At 71.3% G+C, this 16,423-nt stretch carries 14 protein-coding genes and 1 pseudogene; 7 read left to right on the top strand and 8 right to left on the bottom strand.

Going from position 1 to position 16,423, the window contains the following annotated elements; genetic code table 11:
- Nucleotides 1–109: 109 nt before the first annotated feature.
- The 3 genes from IE273_RS39905 to IE273_RS39895 form a co-directional block, all read right to left on the bottom strand.
- Nucleotides 110–892 (bottom strand): copper homeostasis protein CutC, encoded by a 783-nt coding sequence (locus IE273_RS39905; protein ID WP_189820031.1) that lies wholly within the window; start codon nt 890–892, stop codon nt 110–112.
- Nucleotides 893–963: 71 nt separating this feature from the next.
- Entirely contained in the window at nt 964–2,487 is a 1,524-nt protein-coding gene (locus tag IE273_RS39900; protein WP_189820004.1) for a M81 family metallopeptidase, read from the bottom strand.
- Nucleotides 2,488–2,639: 152 nt separating this feature from the next.
- Nucleotides 2,640–3,956 (bottom strand): ROK family transcriptional regulator, encoded by a 1,317-nt coding sequence (locus IE273_RS39895; RefSeq protein WP_189820003.1) that lies wholly within the window; start codon nt 3,954–3,956, stop codon nt 2,640–2,642.
- Nucleotides 3,957–4,274: 318 nt separating this feature from the next.
- On the opposite strand from IE273_RS39895, the gene IE273_RS39890 reads away from it, so the two are divergent.
- The 5 genes from IE273_RS39890 to IE273_RS39870 all read left to right on the top strand — a co-directional run bounded on the left by IE273_RS39890 (nt 4,275) and on the right by IE273_RS39870 (nt 10,971).
- Complete coding sequence (locus IE273_RS39890) at nt 4,275–6,089, top strand: peptide ABC transporter substrate-binding protein (protein ID WP_189820002.1); 1,815 nt, start codon at nt 4,275–4,277, stop codon at nt 6,087–6,089.
- Nucleotides 6,090–6,285: 196 nt separating this feature from the next.
- Nucleotides 6,286–7,245, top strand: a complete 960-nt coding sequence (locus IE273_RS39885; RefSeq protein ID WP_037855442.1) for an ABC transporter permease — start codon at nt 6,286–6,288, stop codon at nt 7,243–7,245.
- Nucleotides 7,242–8,141, top strand: coding sequence for an ABC transporter permease (locus IE273_RS39880; RefSeq protein ID WP_189820001.1), 900 nt, complete (start codon nt 7,242–7,244; stop codon nt 8,139–8,141). The genes IE273_RS39885 and IE273_RS39880 overlap by 4 nt, the downstream gene beginning before the upstream one ends.
- A complete protein-coding gene (locus IE273_RS39875) occupies nt 8,138–9,988 on the top strand; it encodes a dipeptide ABC transporter ATP-binding protein (protein WP_189820000.1) in 1,851 nt (616 codons plus the stop codon). The genes IE273_RS39880 and IE273_RS39875 overlap by 4 nt, the downstream gene beginning before the upstream one ends.
- A 41-nt stretch (nt 9,989–10,029) precedes the next feature.
- Nucleotides 10,030–10,971: an ROK family protein gene (locus tag IE273_RS39870; protein WP_189820030.1), complete on the top strand. Its 942-nt coding sequence runs from the start codon at nt 10,030–10,032 to the stop codon at nt 10,969–10,971.
- Nucleotides 10,972–11,502: 531 nt separating this feature from the next.
- Here IE273_RS39870 and IE273_RS39865 read toward each other — a convergent pair.
- Together IE273_RS39865 and IE273_RS44350 are read right to left on the bottom strand one after the other, a co-directional pair.
- Nucleotides 11,503–12,453 carry an oxidoreductase gene (locus IE273_RS39865; protein ID WP_189820029.1) on the bottom strand — a complete coding sequence of 317 codons (951 nt, stop codon included), beginning with the start codon at nt 12,451–12,453 and terminating at the stop codon, nt 11,503–11,505.
- 173 nt (nt 12,454–12,626) lie between these two features.
- The gene (locus tag IE273_RS44350; RefSeq protein ID WP_229888052.1) at nt 12,627–12,953 is read right to left on the bottom strand and encodes a hypothetical protein; all 327 of its coding nucleotides are present in this window, start codon (nt 12,951–12,953) and stop codon (nt 12,627–12,629) included.
- A gap of 392 nt (nt 12,954–13,345) precedes the next feature.
- On the opposite strand from IE273_RS44350, the gene IE273_RS45410 reads away from it, so the two are divergent.
- Complete coding sequence (locus IE273_RS45410; protein ID WP_373309486.1) at nt 13,346–13,594, top strand: endonuclease domain-containing protein; 249 nt, start codon at nt 13,346–13,348, stop codon at nt 13,592–13,594.
- Nucleotides 13,595–13,733: 139 nt separating this feature from the next.
- Here the strand turns inward: IE273_RS45410 and IE273_RS39850 are convergent, their stop codons facing one another.
- Nucleotides 13,734–14,141, bottom strand: coding sequence for a hypothetical protein (locus tag IE273_RS39850; protein WP_189819997.1), 408 nt, complete (start codon nt 14,139–14,141; stop codon nt 13,734–13,736).
- A gap of 281 nt (nt 14,142–14,422) precedes the next feature.
- Between IE273_RS39850 and IE273_RS45560 the strand changes: the two are divergent.
- Nucleotides 14,423–14,566: pseudogene (locus tag IE273_RS45560) on the top strand (site-specific integrase); the annotation flags it as partial.
- A gap of 115 nt (nt 14,567–14,681) precedes the next feature.
- Here IE273_RS45560 and IE273_RS39845 read toward each other — a convergent pair.
- Both IE273_RS39845 and IE273_RS39840 read right to left on the bottom strand, forming a co-directional pair.
- A complete protein-coding gene (locus tag IE273_RS39845) occupies nt 14,682–14,963 on the bottom strand; it encodes a DUF6881 domain-containing protein (RefSeq protein ID WP_189819996.1) in 282 nt (93 codons plus the stop codon).
- Between the two features lie 2 nt (nt 14,964–14,965).
- Nucleotides 14,966–16,366, bottom strand: coding sequence for an HYD1 signature containing ADP-ribosyltransferase family protein (locus tag IE273_RS39840; protein WP_189819995.1), 1,401 nt, complete (start codon nt 16,364–16,366; stop codon nt 14,966–14,968).
- Nucleotides 16,367–16,423 lie beyond the last annotated feature (57 nt).

Genomic DNA, 16,423 nt, shown 5'->3' with positions numbered 1-16,423 from the left:
AGCCCGTGTCCGACAGAGACCACGGGCTCCCGGCGACGGGGACCGGCCGGGTCCTTTCGTCGCACGGCAGGACCCGCCACGCGGCAGGACCTGGCGACCGCGGGGCCGGTCAGCCGGTGGAGCGCTGCTCCAGCATGCTCCGTGCCTCGGCGACCACCGCCGGGTCGGTGACGAAGTGCGTGTCCTGCTCGGCGGACGCGCCGGCGGCGCCGAGCGGGATCCACGCGCCCCCGCGCCGGGGTGCGGCGCGGCGCTTGGCGGAGAGGTGGACAGCTGCCACGCCCGCGGCGGTCAGCGCCGGGATGTCGGAGGGGCGCACCCCGCCGCCCGCCATCACCTGCACGCCGGGCGCGGCCTCCACCATGGCGGCGAGGCGAGCGAGTCCCTGCGCGGCGGCCGGGGCGCCGCCGGAGGTGAGCACCCGGGTGAGCCCGAGGCCGGGCAGCAGCGCGGCGGTGGCGACGGGGTCCGCCGAGACGTCGATCGCGCGGTGCAGGGTCACCTCGACCGGGCGGCCCGCGTCGTGGGCCGCCGCGGCGAGGCGGGCGACGGCGGCGGTGTCGAGGCCGCCGTCGGCGGTGAGCGCGCCGACGACCACGCCGCTGGCTCCGGAGGTCAGTACGGACCGCACCTCGGCGACCATCAGGACGATCTCCTCGGCGTCGTGGACGAAGTCGCCCGGACGGCACCGGACCAATACCTGCACCGGCAGGCCCACGGCGGCGACCGCCTCGACCAGGGCGGCCGACGGGGTCAGACCGCCCAGTTCCAGGCCGGTGCAGAGTTCGACGCGATCGGCTCCGTGGGCGAGGGCGACCCGGGCGCCCGCGGGTGAGGTGACGGCGATCTCCAGCGCGGGCCGCCCGTCTGCGGGAACCTCGCCGGCGGCCATCGGAGCCGGCACCGGGTCCGCCCCGCCGGTGGGGGGCGGGGTCGCGTCGAGCGACCGGGTGTCGCGGCCGGTCACTCGTCGTCCCCGGTGAGCGGCTGGTCGGAGGCCGGGATGATACGGGCCGTCAGGTCCGGGTCGGCCATGTCGCGGTCGAAGGGGAACATGGGGCGCCGGATGCGGTGGTGGCCCAGGCGCACCAGGTCCTGGTCGACACCGCCCGGGGTGAGGGCCATCTTCCAGCCGACCGACATGTCGAACAGCTCCGGCTCCAGGTAGCCGATCTTCACGATCACGATGTCGGCGGAGCGCGGGTCGAGGCCGAGGTCGGTGAAGTCGTGCTCGTGGTGGTACGGCTTGCGCAGCTTGGTGAGGATCGCGTACACACTGCCGACGCGGACGACGACCTCGGTCTCGGCGTCCCGGTCGCCGTGCCGGATCGCGTGGACCACCCCAGTGAGGGTGACGGGCCCGGCGTGCCGGTCGTCCACCTCCGCACCGGCGGTGACGGTGACGGTCGCGCCGACCCCGGCGGCCACCGCGGTCTCGATCGCGGCGGGACCGGGCACCGAGGCGTAGAGGACCGTCGGCCCGTCCTCCTTCTGGAACTCCGGACGCTCCAGCAGTCGGGTCAGGCCCCAGGTGACGTCGCCGGCGCCGCCCGCGGTGGGGTTGTCGCCGGTGTCGCTGATGAAGTACGGCCGCTGGTCGGAGGCTAGGGCCTCGTCGAGGAGTTCGTCGTAGGTGCCGGTCGGGGCGACGAAAGCGAAGTCGTGGCGGGCGTCCCAGAAGCCCCGGGCGAGGCGTTCGGCCCCGGCCGAGACCGCCGCCGTGTCCTCGCCGGTGACGACCACGACGGCGCGGTTGCGGGGCTCGTCGGCCCAGGCGTAGCCGACCCAGATCGCGGCGTCCGTCACGCCGTCGGCTGCCTCGACCTCGTCGACGGCCGCGTACACGCTCTTCGCCGGTTCGATCCGGGTGGAGGTCTGCTCGCCGGCCAGCAGCACCGGCACCGGCACCCACGCCTTGACCGGGCGGGGGGCGCCGGAGACCAGCAGCTCGACCAGGTTGCGCACGGCGCGCTCCTTGGTCTCCATGTGGTCCTCGTGCGGGGCCATCCGGTAGCAGGTGATCAGGTCGCTGCGGTGGGCGAGTTCACGGGAGACGTTGCCGTGCAGGTCCATCGAGGTGGAGACGATCACCTCCGGGCCGACGGTGGCGCGGATGCGTTCCAGCAGCACGGCCTCGGCGTCGTCGATCCCCTCCACGGTCATGGCGCCGTGGATGTCGTACCACAGGCCGTCCAGCCGGGGCAGCGCGGCGAGGCGCTCGATCAGCTCGTCGGTGAGCGCGGTCCAGGCGGCGGCGGTGACGGTTCCGCCGGGCAGCGACTTGCCGACCAGGGCGCCGTGCCATTCGGCGGCCTCGCGCAGCTCCCGGCCCGGGGCGAGGAACGGGTACCGGTCGAATATCGCGGCACCGCGCGCGGGGTGGAAGGCGGGGGCCTCGGTACGGGCCGGGGAGAAGGTGGAGGACTCGATGCCGAGGCCGGCGACGGCAATGACCGGGCGGGCGACGGCGGTGCGGGTGTGCGACATGGCTCCTCGTGCGGGTGGGCGGCGTGGGGCGTGGAGTTGGCCTGGGATGTGCGGTCAGGGAAGCGGTGGAGGGAACGGGGACTGGGGGCGTGGGCCGGCCGGGGCGTGGGCCGGGCGCGGATTCGGCCGGCCCACGCCGGGCCCAGCGGGCGTCAGCTCCTCGGGAGAGGCGTGACGGCGGGGAACCGGGCCGGGCCGCCCACGCGGGCGGCGGAGCCGCCGGCCTCGCCCAGCGCGCGGGCCAGGGCGCGCTGCAGGGCGAACAGCCCGGCCCCGACCAGTCCGGCGTCGGCGCCCAGGACGGCCCGCTCGATGGTGAGGTGCTCGGTCACCAGCGGGTGGCAGCTCTCGTAGAGCTGGCTGCGCACCGCGGCGACGAACGGTTCCAGGGTGGAGAGGATGCCGCCGAGGTAGACGGCGTCCGGGTTGAAGAAGTTGACGTTGGCGGCGAGCACCTGGCCGAGGTGGTCGCCCGCCCGGCGGACGGCGCGGGTGGCCTCCGGGTCGGCGTCGCCGGCGAGCCGGACCACGTCCTCGGGACTGGTGACGTCCAGACCGCGTTCGCGCAGGATCCGCACGAGCGCGGCACCCGAGGCCACGGTCTCCAGACAGCCCGTGTTCCCGCAGGAGCAGGGGACGTCGGCGCCGCCGCCGTCGATGCGGATGTGGGTGATGTCGCCCGCGGCACCCGTGGCGCCCCGGTAGAGGTGCCCGTCGGCGATGACACCGGCGCCGATCGCCGAGCCGATCTTCACCGTGATCGACTGCCGGTGCTCGGCGGGCCGCACGCTCTGCTCGCCGACCGCCATGCAGTTGGCGTCGTTGTCGACGACGGCCGGGACCCCGAAGCGCTCCTCCAGCCAGGCAGCGACCGGGAAGCGGTTCCAGCCGGGCATCCGGGACGGCAGGACGACCGCGCCGGCGGTGACGTCCACCGGGCCGGGCAGGGAGAGCCCGACGCCCCTCAGCCGATCGCGGCCCCGCTGCTGGGCGAGGGTTTCCAGGTGCTCGGCGAGCCGCGGCAGCGCGGCCTCGGGGCCGTCGGCGATCTCGAAGGGCACGGTGGCGACGTCACCGACCTCGCCGCCCGGGAGCACCACACCGATCCGGGCGTGCCGGCCGCCGACGTCGGCGGCGACGGCGTACTCGTCGGTGCTGCCCGCCCTGAGCACCCTGCGGGGGCGCCCTCCGGTGGAGGACTGGGTGCCCTCCTCGGCGAGGAGTCCGCGCTCGACCAGCTCGGCCACGGTGAGGGAGATGGTGGAGGCGGCCGCGCCGAGGAGCTGCGCGAGTTCGGCGCGGGACGATGCCTGGCCCGAGGCGACGAGTTCGAGGACCCGCGTGGCGAGGGTCGCGCCCTTCGGCGCGGCGCCCCTAGGCGTGGGGCGCTTCGAGGTGGCGCCCTTCGACGCGGTGCCTTTCGCGGACACGCCCTTGCTCTTGCGGTCCCGTGCACTTATTTCAGTCATGTACGAAGTAACTTCCGCAGTATTGGGTGTGACGGAGACAGTACGCCCGTCCTGACGGGTGGGGAACAGCTCCGTGAAGAAAGTGAACCGTGCTGGTGCATCCTGAATACGCCTCAAAATGGTGCATATACACCGTCAGAGGCGTCCGGAGTGTGCGAGGGGACTTTCATCGAGATCGGAGTAACTTACTTGTTACTAATTCTTGTTTGTTTGTTCGGCGCGTCCGTCGTTGACTGTCGCCATGCACAGCGCCGATCCCGCGGCGCCGGTCCGGGTCCTCCCGGGACGTTTGCGGGTCCTTTCACTCTGAGGAGAGTCATGTTCCTTGCTCACACGGCGGCCGGCCGCCGCTGGGCCCTCGTCGCGGGTGCCGCCGTCATCACCGGCGCGCTGGTCACCGGCTGTTCCGGGGGTGGTACCTCGTCCTCCGGTCCGTCGTCGTCGGACACCGTCAACTACGCCCTCCCGGCAAACTTCACACCGAACTGGATCCTCCCGGTCGGCACCGCCGCACATCTGAACACGAACAACTCCTCCATATCCCAGGCCGTGTGGGAGCCGCTGATCGCGTACGACGGCTCCACCGGCAAGGTCGGCTGGAACAAGGCCAACTCGCTGGCCACCGACGCCGAGTTCGCCGCGGACAGCAAGAGCGTGACGATCACCCTCGGCAACCGCCACTGGAGCGACGGCAAGCCGATCACCTCCCGCGACGTGGAATTCTGGTTCAACCTCGTCAAGGCGAACAAGGCGGACTGGGCCAGCTACAGCCCGGGCAAGGCACCGGACAACTGGACCTCGTTCAAGACGGTCGACGCCACGCACTTCACCCTCACCTTCGACAAGGCCTACAACCAGGAGTGGATGCTCGCCAACGAGCTGAGCATGATCCGCACCATGCCGCAGCACGTCTGGGACAAGACCGGCGACTCCGGCGCCGTCTCCGACCTGGACCGCACCCCGGCCGGGGCCAAGCAGGTCTGGACGTACCTCAACAACGCGGCCAAGAAGATCTCCGGTTACGCGACCGACCCGCTGTGGAAGACGGTCAGCGGCCCGTACACCATCAAGTCGTTCTCGACCGCGGGCAAGGTCCAGCTGACCGCCAACGCGAAGTACGACGGCGGCGGCAAGGCCAACATCAAGAACGTCAACCTGCTGCCGTTCACCACCACGGACGCCGAGGAGAACGCGCTGCGCGCGGGCACCGTGGACTACGGCTACATCAACGCCACGGACCTGGGCCAAGAGGCGTCCTTCAAGGCCAGGGGCTACTCGGTCAAGCCGTGGAGCGGCTGGGCGATCACCTACATGCCGTACAACTTCAACAACCCCGCCATGGGCCCGGTGTTCAAGCAGCTGTACGCCCGCCAGGCGATCCAGATGTCGGTGGACCAGACCACCCTGGCGAAGGTGGTGTTCAACGGCAGCGCCGTCCCCACCTACGGCCCGGTCCCGCAGGGCCAGGAGTCGTCCTTCGTCTCCGCCGAGCAGAAGAACAACCCGTACCCGTTCGACACCGCCGCGGCCAGGAAGCTGCTCACCGGCCACGGCTGGACCGAGCAGGGCGGCACCATGGTGTGCACCCGCCCCGGCACCGGCGGCGACCAGTGCGGCGCGGGCGTCGACAAGGGCACCACGTTCGAGATGCAGGTGCTGTCCCAGTCCGGCTCGACCGTGACCGACAACATGATGAGCGCGCTGCAGTCGTCGTTCGCGAAGACCGGCATCAAGTTCGGCATCAAGACCGCACCGGTCAACTCCGTGCTGTCGCAGGCCGGGCAGTGCACCGCAGGTGACTCGGGCTGCAAGTGGCAGCTGTCCTTCTTCGGCACCGCGGGCAGCTGGTACTTCCCCGCCTACCCGAGCGGCGACTCGCTCTTCGCCACCGGCGGCGGCTCCAACTTCGGCAGCTACTCCAACGCCGAGGTCGACAAGCTGATCACCGAGACCACCACCTCCTCCTCGGACGAGGCGGTGCAGAAGTACAGCGCCGCACTCGCCAAGGACCTCCCCGTGGTCTGGCTGCCCGAGCCCGACTACCAGATCTCCGTGATCAGGAACGGCCTCGGCGGCTTCGCCCAGGACTCCCTCGCCAACTTCCACCCCGCCATGTGGAAGTGGACCAAGTAAGTCCGGTCCCTGCCGCACGGGCCTGCGGCACCCGGCCGGCGGCACCCGGCCGCCCGGCCGGCCCGCCCGCACCCCGCGCACACCCGCGTCACACCGGCACCCGCCCACCCGGCACCCACGCCGGCGCCCATGTCGCAGTGACGCCCCTGTCCAGGTGACGCCCGCGCGCCACAGAGACGAAGCGACCGGAAAACACATGAGTACTTCCTCGTACCTGATCAGACGCGTCCTGCAGGCCGTCGCCGTGATCGTCATCGTGACGATCGTCGTCTTCGGCCTGCTGCACGCCCTCCCCGGAGGCCCCGCACGCGGGATCCTCGGACCGCAGGCCACCGCCCAGCAGATCGCCCGCTTCAACCACGAACAGGGCCTGGACAAGTCCCTGCCCGTCCAGTACTTCTACTACCTCGGCCAACTGCTGCACGGCGACCTCGGCACCTCGTACACCCTCAACGAGCCCGTCTCCCAGCTCATCACCGAGCGACTGCCGAAGACCCTCGTCCTCACCGTGCTGTCGGCTCTGGTGGGCCTCGTCCTCGCGGTCCCGCTCGGCATGTGGCAGGCCGTGCGCCGCAACAAGGCGGCGGACTACGTCATCACCACGCTCAGCTTCATCGCCTACTCCACGCCCGTCTACTTCCTCGGTCTGATCCTCGTCCTGGTCTTCAGCCAGCAGCTCGCCTGGTTCCCCTCGCAGGCCCCGCAGGGCGAGACCCTGGGCCAGGTCTTCTCCGACCCGCAGGCCCTGGTGCTGCCGGTGGTCGCGGGCGCGGCCTCCATGGTCGCGGTGTTCAGCCGGTACATGCGCTCGGCCACCCTGGAGAACCTCTCCGAGGACTACGTCCGCACCGCCCGGGCGGGCGGCTCCCGCCCCGGCGCCATCCTGTGGCGGCACGTGTTCCGCAACTCGCTGACGCCCGTGGTGGCCATGCTGGGCTACTACGTGCCCGTGCTGTTCGGCGGTGCCCTGGTCGTCGAACAGCTCTTCAACTACCCCGGCATGGGGCTGCTGTTCTGGACGGCGGCACAGTCCTCGGACTACCCGGTCCTGCTGGGCTGCGTTCTGGTGATCGCCGTCGCCACCGTCACCGGCACCCTGCTCGCCGACATCGTCCAGCGGATCATCGACCCCCGAGTGAAGGCAGGCCGGGCATGAGCGCCGTCATCCAGCCGGACACGGTCCCGGCGAAGGCCGCCGCCTCGCGCGAGGCCTCCGGCGCACGGCTCGCCGTCCGCCGCTTCCTGCGCAACAGACTGGCCGTCGTCGGGCTCGCCGTCGTGGTCCTCTTCTTCCTGTTCTGCTTCGCCGGCCCGCTGGTGTACTCCACCGACCAGACCCACACCATGCTCCAGCAGGTCAACCTCGCCCCCAGCGGCTCCCACTGGCTGGGCACCGACGCCGTCGGCCACGACGAACTGGGCCGGCTGATGTACGGCGGCAAGGTCTCGCTCGTCGTCGGCCTCGCCGCGGGCGTCCTCGCCACCGTCATCGGCACGCTGTGGGGCGCCGCCGCCGGGTACGCGGGCGGCTGGATCGATGCCGTGATGATGCGGATCGTCGACGCCGGCATCGCGATCCCCGCGCTGTTCATCCTGCTCGTGGTCTCCGCCATCACCACACCGGGCCTGGCCGGACTCGTCCTCATCCTGGGCCTGGTGTCCTGGCTGGTGCCCTCCCGGCTGGTCCGCGCCGAGACACTGACTCTGAAGAACCGCGACTACGTCCTGACCCTGCGCGCCATCGGCGGCACACACGCCCGGGCGATCCTGCGGCATATCCTGCCCAACTCGGTCTCGACCGTCATCGTCGCCGCCACCTTCCAGGTCGCCGACGCCATCCTGCTCGTCGCCTACGTCTCCTACCTGGGCATGGGAGTCAGGCCGCCGCAGACCGACTGGGGCGGCATGCTCTCCGCCGGGCTCACCGCCGCCTACTCCGGCTACTGGTGGCTGATCCTGCCGCCCGGCCTGGCCATCATCCTGGTGGTGTGGGCGTTCAACGCGATCGGGGACGGACTCCGCGACGCATTCGATGTGAGGGGACGCGGATGACCGCCACCACCAAGGGCCCCGCCGCCCGTACCGCGGCGTCCGGCCCGATCCTCGAACTCGACGACCTCGGCGTCGTCTTCACCACCGAGACCGGCGAGGTGCCCGCCGTCAAGGGCGTCTGCCTCCAGGTCCGGCCGGGCGAGACGCTGGCCCTGGTCGGCGAGTCCGGCTCCGGCAAGTCGACCATCGCGCTCGCCGCGATGGGCCTGCTCGCCGCGAACGCCCGCGCCACCGGCAGCGCCGTCATCGCCGGCACCCAGATCGTCGGCGCCCCGGAGAGCGGCCTCGCCGCGCTGCGCGGCAAGACCGTCTCCATGGTGTTCCAGGAGCCGGCCACCGCGCTCGACCCGCTCACCCGGATCGGCAAGCAGATCGCCGAGGTGATCCGCAACCACCGCGAGGTGTCCGCCAAGGACGCCGCCGCCGAGGCCGTCGAACTGCTGCGCCGCGTCGGCATCCCCGAACCCGGCAAGCGCGCCCGCGCCTACCCCTTCCAGCTCTCCGGCGGCCAGCGCCAGCGCGTCGTCATCGCCATGGCCATCGCCAACGAACCCGGACTGCTCATCGCCGACGAGCCGACCACCGCGCTCGACGTCACCGTGCAGGCCGAGATCCTCGACCTGCTGCGCCGGCTCGCCGCCGAGACCGGCACCGGCGTGCTGCTCGTCACCCACAACATGGGCGTCGTCGCCGACTTCGCGGACCGGGTCGCCGTCATGTACCGCGGGGAGATCGTGGAGACGGGGCCGGTCGAGGACGTCCTGCTGCGCCCCGCGCACGACTACACCCGGCGCCTGCTGGCCGCCGTGCCCCGGCTCTCCGTCGCCGCGGTGGCGGACGGCACCGGCCGGCCCCCCGCGACCGCCCGGGCCCGTACGGGCGGTCCGGCGGCCGGGCCGTCGACCCCGCCCCCCGGCTCCGGCGCCCCCGGGGACCGAACCCCGGACCGGCCCGCGGGCGGATCCGCCGCCGGATCCGCGGCCGGCCCCGTAGCGAATCGCGTGGCGGAACCCGTGGTCAAACTGCGGGACGTCTCCGTGGTGTTCGGCCGCGGCAAGGCCGCCGTGCGCGCCCTCGGCGGAGTGTCCTTCCGGGTCGAACCGGCGCAGACCCTCGGCCTGGTCGGCGAGTCCGGCTCCGGCAAGTCCACCGCCGCCCGGGTGGCGCTCGGCCTCATCCCGCCCACCTCCGGCACCGTCTCCCTCTTCGGCGCCGACCTCGCCCGCACCCGCGCCCGGGCCCGCCGCGCCCTGCGGGCCGGCATCGGCGTCGTCCTCCAGGACCCGGTGGCCTCCCTCGACGCCCGGATGACCGTCGGCGAGTGCGTCGCCGAACCGCTCCGGATCCACCGCCGCGACCTGTCCGCCAAGGACCGGCAGGCCAAGGTCGCCGCCGTCCTCGACCGGGTCCGGCTGCCCCGCGAGGTCGCCCGGCGCGCGCCCCGCGAACTCTCCGGCGGACAGCGCCAGCGGGTCAGCCTGGCCCGCGCCCTGGTACTGGAACCCCGGCTGCTGGTCGCCGACGAACCCACCAGCGCGCTCGACGTCAGCGTGCAGGAAGCGGTCCTGGAGGTCATCACAGAACTCCAGGGCGACCTGGGCTTCGCCTGCCTGTTCGTCTCCCACGACCTCGCCGTCGTCCAGCACTTCGCCCAACGCGTCGTGGTGATGCGCGCCGGCCGGATCGAGGAGCAGGGCCCCACCGGGACGACCCTGCTGCACCCGGAAACCGACTACACCCGCCGTCTGCTGGCCGCCGTACCGGTGCCCGACCCGGTGGTGCAGCGGGGCCGCAGGGCCGAGCGCCTGGCCACCCTCGCGGCCGGCCGTACGGAGGCCCAGGCGTGACCCGACCCCTTCCCACCCCGCACACCCCGCAGGAACCGGCCATGCTCCCCACCCTCCGGCCGCTCCTCGCCGGCATCGACATCGGCGGCACCACCACCCAGGTGGTCCTCTGCTCCGACGACCTGACCGTCCTCGACCGCGCGGAGACCGCCACCCCCGCACAGGAGGGCGGCCCGGCCATGGTCGGCGCCGCGCTCGGCGCGCTCGCCCCGCTGCTGGCCCGTACGCCCGGCCGCCTGGTGGGCGCCGGGGTCGGTGCCGCCGGGGTGGTGGACTCCGCGAACGGCCGCATCCTGGTCGCCAGCGACTCCTTCCGCGGCTGGGCCGGATTCGCCGTCACCGCCGCGGTCGAAGAGGCCCTCGGCGTCCCGGCCTACCTGGACAACGACGTCAATGCCTTCCTCTACGGAGAGGTCTGCGGCGGAGCGGTGCTCGGCGAGGCCGACGTCCTCGGCATGACCCTGGGGACCGGCGTCGGCGGCGCCCTGTGGACCAACGGCGCCCTGTACGCCGGTCCGCACGGTGCGGCCGGTGAGATCGGGCACATCCCCGGCTTCGGTGACCTGCCCTGCTCCTGCGGCGGGCGGGGGCACCTGGAGACGCTGGCCTCCGGCCGCTCCATCGGCGCCCGTTACGCCGACCGCACCGGCCGCAGCCGCACCGCCCGCGAAGTGGCCGAGGCCGCCGCAGGGGGTGACGAGGACGCCCTCGCCGTGTACCGCGCGGCGGGGGCGGGCATCGCCCGGGCGATCGTGATCACGGCGGGCGTCGCCGACATCACCACGGTGGTCGTCGGCGGGGGCGTCAGCCGCGCCTGGCCTCTGCTGGAACCCGTCATCCTGTCCGCCCTGGCCGCCGACCCCCCGGTCAGCGGCCACCCCGTCCGCCTGGTCCGGGCCGCTCTGGCCGCCGACGCCGTCCCGGTCGGCGCCGCCGCCCGCGCCCGCCGGGAACTGGGCACGGAACTGAGGGCGATGGCGTAGGGCAAGCTGTAGGTGCTCGTGGTGGATGACGGTGTCGACCATGACTTCCCCGCCCGCGTCCGTGTACAGGGGCCAGTTAAACGCGTCGCGGAACTCCCCGGACTCGATGAACTCGCCGATGGGGATGCGGGGTTCCGTGCGGTGCCGGTGGAAGTAGAGCGAGACGACTTTCTCGTAGGGGCTGCGCTCCAGGCACACGGTCAGGTAGCGGTCCCAGGTGTCCGCTCCGAGCTGTTGGCGGATCTCGCGGGCGGGCATGTGGTTGTAGTAGCGCACTCCGGGGCCGCGGCCGGGCGGTACCGGCTCCCGGTCCGGGGTGTAGCCGGGGACCAGGTGATGCTGCGGTGCCCGGCCCCCTTCACCGGTTCGCAGGGCTTCGTCCCGTGGCGACATCGAGGTGATGATGTCCGCCTGGCCGGCGTGACGGGACAGGGCGATCTCCACCGAGGTGCCTGCGGTTTTCCTGGTGCGGACGAAGATGAGCCCGCTGTCGTGCATGACCAGCATGATCGGACCTCACTTTCCTTGCGGTCACAGCTCCGGCGGCAGGTAGCCGTCGCCGGCAGCCGCGGTGGTGGCCAGGGCGCGCCGGTAGGGGGCGGGTGCGAGGTCGTGGGCATGCCTGGCCGGGAGCATCGGGTCGACCAGGAGTTGGCGGCCCATCAGCACCAGGTCGCATGTGCCGTCGGCGAGCAGGTCGCGTGCCTGGCCCAGGGTGGTGATCTTGCCGACGGCCGCGGTGGGCACACCGGTCCTGTGGCGGATGGTGGCCGCGTACGGGGCCTGCCAGCACGGGCCGGTGGGGCGTGGCTCGGGCCGGGCGATGCCGCCGGATGTGCAGTCGATCAGGTCGGCGCCGTCTGCGGCGAGCAGCGGTACGAGCCGGACCGTGTCGTCGAGCGTCCAGCCGCCGGGCAGGAAGTCGCAACAGGACATCCGCACGATGAGGGGCAGTTCGTCGGGCAGCGCGGCGCGCACGGCCCGCACGGTTTGCCGCAGCAGCAGGGTCCGGCCCGCGAAGTCGCCGCCGTAGGCGTCGGTGCGGTGGTTGGCGAGAGGCGACAGGAAGCTGTGCAGGAGCCGGCCGTGACCGGCGTGGAGTTCCACGACACGGAATCCGGCGCAGGCCGCGCGCGTGGCCGCTGCCGCGAACTGGGCGACAGCTCGGTCGATCTGGTCGGGCGTCATTTCGGCGGGTGTGCTGTACCCGTTGGCGAATGCCAGCGGTGAGGGGCCGAGAGGCGTCCAGCCGCCGTCGGTCTCGGCGAGCGCGGCATCGGCGCCGTCGCCCCACGGGCGGGTACGGGCTGCCTTGCGGCCCGCGTGGGACAGCTGCAGGCCGGGCACCGCACCCTGCGCGGTGATGACCTCGGCGATCTGGGTCAGGGCCTGGGCCTGGGTGTCGTTCCACAGTCCGAGGTCGTCGGGCGTGGCCAGCCCCTCGGGGGCGACGGCGGTGGCCTCGACGAGGACCAGGCCCATGCCGACGGACCGCGTCTGGTAGTGCGGCAGGTGCCATCGGGGGGTCCGGCAGGTTGCCGGGTGCGGCCTGGTAGGTGCTCATCGCGGGCAGGCCGAGCCGGTTGCGCAGTTCGACGTTCCTGAGCCGCAGCGGTGTGAACAGCGGGTCCATGGGTGTGCGTGCCCTTTCTCGTTCAGGAGCCGGTCTCGGGCAGCCGTTCGGCGGCCGCGGCCAGCGCGTGGTCGTACGGATCCGGGTCGTCTTCGGGCAGCGGCTCGTACGCGTCCCGGGTGTCGATCTCCACCAGGCGGTCGAGGAGCCTGGCCGTGCCGGGGAAGCTGTCGGGGGCCGGGAGCACGACGCGCAGTCCGAGGCTTGAGGCGAGGTTGGGATCGGTGAACAGGGGCGTCTCGTGGAGCGGCCGGGCGGGCAGCGCCGCGCGCACGCCGGCAGCCCGCAGGGCCTGCACTACGGCGTCCGCACGGTGGCCGGGGGCGGCGCGCCAGTGCCACTTGTACAAGGCGCCTGCCGTGCGGCCGGCCGGATCGGGCAGCGGCGCCAGGGCGGGCAGATGCCGGGCGAGCAGTTCCTCGACGGCCGTCTGCCGCTCGGCCTTCGTCGCCAGGGTGTGCGGCAGGTGCCGCAGGTGATCGGCGACGAGGGCCGCGGCGACCGGGGCCGGCCGCCGGTTGTGGCCGAGACCGGTGACCGCCAGTGCCCGCAGCCGCTCATCACGGACCCGTTGAGCGGGAGCACGGGCCGCAGGAGTGGAAGGGCGGCCGCGTGGACGATGCCGGCACGGCGGTCTGGGGCTCGGTTGTTGCCGAGTGGTCGGTGCGGCTGACCGGTCCGGGCGTGGATCCGGGCACTGTCGAGCGACCGGACCGCTGCCAGGGCGGCGCGTATGGGCTGATGCACCTGTGGCCGCCGCCTCCGGCGCGTACGCCATCCCTCCGGCGCCTGCGTGCCGCGTTGGTCGACGCGCTCGGCGCCGACTGTCATCTGTGCGGTCTGTACCCCGGGGCGATGGTCGACCACGACCACCAAACGGGCCAGGTGAGAGGACTTCTGTGCGCCTTCTGCAAATCGGGTGCTGGAGGAGTGTCCGCACGTGACGGACTGTCCCAGGGCCGACTATCTGCTCGTGCCTCCGGCAGCTGAGCTGAACCTCATGTACCCGGCCGGCCAGCAGAGGCGGCCCAGGGAAGCCACCCGATAGCGGGTGATCGAGCAACTCGGGTTCGATCCCTTCGAGGGGCTGTACCCGCCTCCGTAGACGGGCCCGGCTGATCGCCGGGTGTCAGCGTGCCTGAGCGCGGGCCTGGTAGTGCTCTTGCAGCTGGCGCAGCATGACGCGGCAGTACTCGGCCACAGGCCGGTGCTGGTCCTCATCGATGATCAGAGCGACGGTGTGGACGCCGTCGGCTCCGGGGACGGCCGCGCGGGGCTGGGAGGCGCGCAGGTTGGGCCAGTAGCGGCCGTGCGCGAACCCGGAGGCTGGCCGCCAGGCGGCGCCCACCTTCACGGCGGTCAGGCCCGCGGCGGGCGCGGCGGTGAGCAGGATCTGGTGGGTCCCGGGCCTGGTGAGCGGGGCCAGGCCGATTTGGTCGGCGAGGGCGCGGATCTCGGCGCGGCGCTGTGCACCGGTCATGCCGGTCTGGGACGGGTGGTGGCCGGTGTCGGTCTCGTGCTGCTGGCGGTTGCGCATGTCCTTGTCCCACAGGGACAGTGCGCGGCGCCGGCGCTCTGGCCGGCCGGGGCCGTCCCGGAGCCACAGGGCGGTGGCAAAGTTCTCCAGGGCGCCGCGCAGCAGCGTCCAGGGGCTGGTCGGGTCGACCTCCCCGGCCGCCGTCAGACGGCGCAGTGCGGCGGCGTGGGCCAGGCCAGCGGTGTAGGAGGGCGGATCAAGTGCGCGGCCGCGTACGGGCCCAGGGGAGCGCTGGCCGGATCGGGTGCGGGCAGCTGCCGGTAGGCACCATCAGCGCGGGCCTGCTCGATCGCGCCCATATCGGCGTGACTGCCAGCGTCTACGCCCACGTACGACTCCGACCCCAGCGCGACGTCATCGACGCCCTGGGCCACACGCGCGGAGGCCAGGACTACGACGCTGACGACCCACCTGCCGCAGCCGTTGACGTTGCCGTCAGCGTTGCCGTCAAACGCCTCGGGGCCCTGCTGGAATTCAGCAGGGCCCCGGCCTTCTGTCACCCCGGAATCTGACGCGCCTCTGAGTGAACTCAGAAATGCTTCAGGAGTTCGCGTGCGCCTCGCTCCATGCGCGTTCGAACTCTTGCGGCGTGATCACCTCGGCAGTGAATTCTGGTTGACTGGAGATCTCCTCCAGAGGCGGGAAGGGAACTTCCGAGAGGCCGACCGTTGCGGTTTCATTGCTCTCGTCTGCCCATTCTGATCGACCGTCCCGATAGATCTGCACCTTCCGAGTTTCATATCCATCGTCACCAAGCTCGCTGAGATAGAGCACAGGATCATCGGCGAAGTTGTGATCCCAGGCGACTTTGACGTATCTCACCTCTAGTTCCTTCCAGAGCTTCGAATGCGGCCGGTGAGATCAAGTGACGCATTATTTGGGATCACAAACACCCCTGGCCTACCTTCCACTACTTCCAGCCCTCTGACGTCGATTTCGATGTAGTGAGTGAACTTACGCCCCGCCCACGGGACCCGCAAAAAAGCCGCCGAGAGCTGTCCGAGTGTCTTCGTCCCGGGTTTGATGTCCGTCAGGTACTGACCATCCCCATACCGCGCATCCTTCGGGTTGTTTGCCTTAAGTGACGGGCGCAGCTCACCGCTACCAATGATGCTGTCGTGACCGGCCTCGTTCGTGTAGTGGTAAAGAGTTGTGGGGCAGCCACCCGAATTGTGAACGAGTACCGGCGTCTCCCCCGCCAGCACATAGTACGTGTGCAGGTCGCTGACGGTGAGGTTGTACATGTTCGCGGAGCCGGCACGCTGCTTGACGGTGGTGATCCGCACATGCCTGTCGGAAGTGGTGTTGAGCAGGTGACCGGCCTTTAGCTTGCCAGCCTGTACCCAGGTGTGGGTGGTGTCGTCCCAGAAGGGGTGCAGGGAGGTAGTGCGGAGTGTCCGGACCTTCCCCTTGAGGTCCTGTACCTGCACGTCGATCAAGTCGTCGTCATGGTTGACGAACGCTGCGGTTACTTTGCGTGAGCCCTTGTGTTTTCCGTTTTCGGGGTCACCGCTCTCGACCCGGTCGCCCGGCTTCACCTTGACGATGGGCTTGGATGTGCCGTCGGCGAGGAGGACGAGGGTGTCGGGGTCGAAACTACATGGGCCGCCTTCAGCCGACGTGCCTCGTCGTGCCCCCCGGGCAGCTACCCGGCCTCCCTGTCCATTTCCAGTTACCAGGCCGGCTTCCGCGCCAACCGCGAATGTATCGGAGGGGTTGGCCCAGTATTTCCCGCAATCCCAGACTTTCTCGCAGGAATACATCATCCCCTTGACTCGCGTGTAGTCGGCTGGGGTGACGCTGCCGTCATCGCTCGGGGCCAGACAATAGAAGTCACTGGATCCGCAGTTGTAGTTGACCCACTCGATGAACTTTGTGGCGACTTCGTTGACATGGGGGTTGTCGGCTGGCATGTAGACGCCCGGGTAGATCTTGACGTGCCACTCGTCGTCGATCTTGGCCATGCTGTTCGAGTCGCCATTGGCCGCAGCAGGCAGAGGCCCCGTGTATCCCGCCCCGCTGAAGTGCGGGGCGCCCACTCCCCCGGCACCGCGCGGCGCCTTCTTCACGTACTCCTTTTTGTGGCCGTTGGTGCCGGTGCCGCCGATGGGGTAGCCGATGCCGCACTGGTCGGCCATGCACAGGCCGGACGGATCGCTGCTGGTGACGGGACTGTTGTTGGCGTAGGCGTAGGCGTTCAGGCTCTGCGGGTCGGCCGGCGTCATAAGACGTCATCTCATTTGGCTCGTTCGGTAGTCTGCGGGTGTGGGGATCGTTGAGCG

Origin of the sequence: Streptomyces olivaceoviridis (genome assembly GCF_014650115.1) — a bacterium.
GTDB lineage: Bacteria > Actinomycetota > Actinomycetes > Streptomycetales > Streptomycetaceae > Streptomyces > Streptomyces olivaceoviridis.
The sequence above is the reverse complement of the archived record's forward strand: the minus strand, read 5'-3'. Positions and strand labels throughout refer to the sequence as shown.

Coding starts and splice junctions, on each gene's coding strand:
- IE273_RS39870 (WP_189820030.1), top strand. CDS start 10,030: ATGCTCCCCACCCTCCGGCCGCTCCTCGCCGGCATCGACATCGGCGGC.
- IE273_RS39840 (WP_189819995.1), bottom strand. CDS start 16,366: ATGACGCCGGCCGACCCGCAGAGCCTGAACGCCTACGCCTACGCCAAC.
- IE273_RS45410 (WP_373309486.1), top strand. CDS start 13,346: ATGCACCTGTGGCCGCCGCCTCCGGCGCGTACGCCATCCCTCCGGCGC.
- IE273_RS39850 (WP_189819997.1), bottom strand. CDS start 14,141: ATGCGCAACCGCCAGCAGCACGAGACCGACACCGGCCACCACCCGTCC.
- IE273_RS39885 (WP_037855442.1), top strand. CDS start 6,286: ATGAGTACTTCCTCGTACCTGATCAGACGCGTCCTGCAGGCCGTCGCC.
- IE273_RS39900 (WP_189820004.1), bottom strand. CDS start 2,487: ATGTCGCACACCCGCACCGCCGTCGCCCGCCCGGTCATTGCCGTCGCC.
- IE273_RS39875 (WP_189820000.1), top strand. CDS start 8,138: ATGACCGCCACCACCAAGGGCCCCGCCGCCCGTACCGCGGCGTCCGGC.
- IE273_RS39890 (WP_189820002.1), top strand. CDS start 4,275: ATGTTCCTTGCTCACACGGCGGCCGGCCGCCGCTGGGCCCTCGTCGCG.
- IE273_RS39865 (WP_189820029.1), bottom strand. CDS start 12,453: ATGGGCCTGGTCCTCGTCGAGGCCACCGCCGTCGCCCCCGAGGGGCTG.
- IE273_RS39895 (WP_189820003.1), bottom strand. CDS start 3,956: ATGACTGAAATAAGTGCACGGGACCGCAAGAGCAAGGGCGTGTCCGCG.
- IE273_RS39880 (WP_189820001.1), top strand. CDS start 7,242: ATGAGCGCCGTCATCCAGCCGGACACGGTCCCGGCGAAGGCCGCCGCC.
- IE273_RS39905 (WP_189820031.1), bottom strand. CDS start 892: ATGGCCGCCGGCGAGGTTCCCGCAGACGGGCGGCCCGCGCTGGAGATC.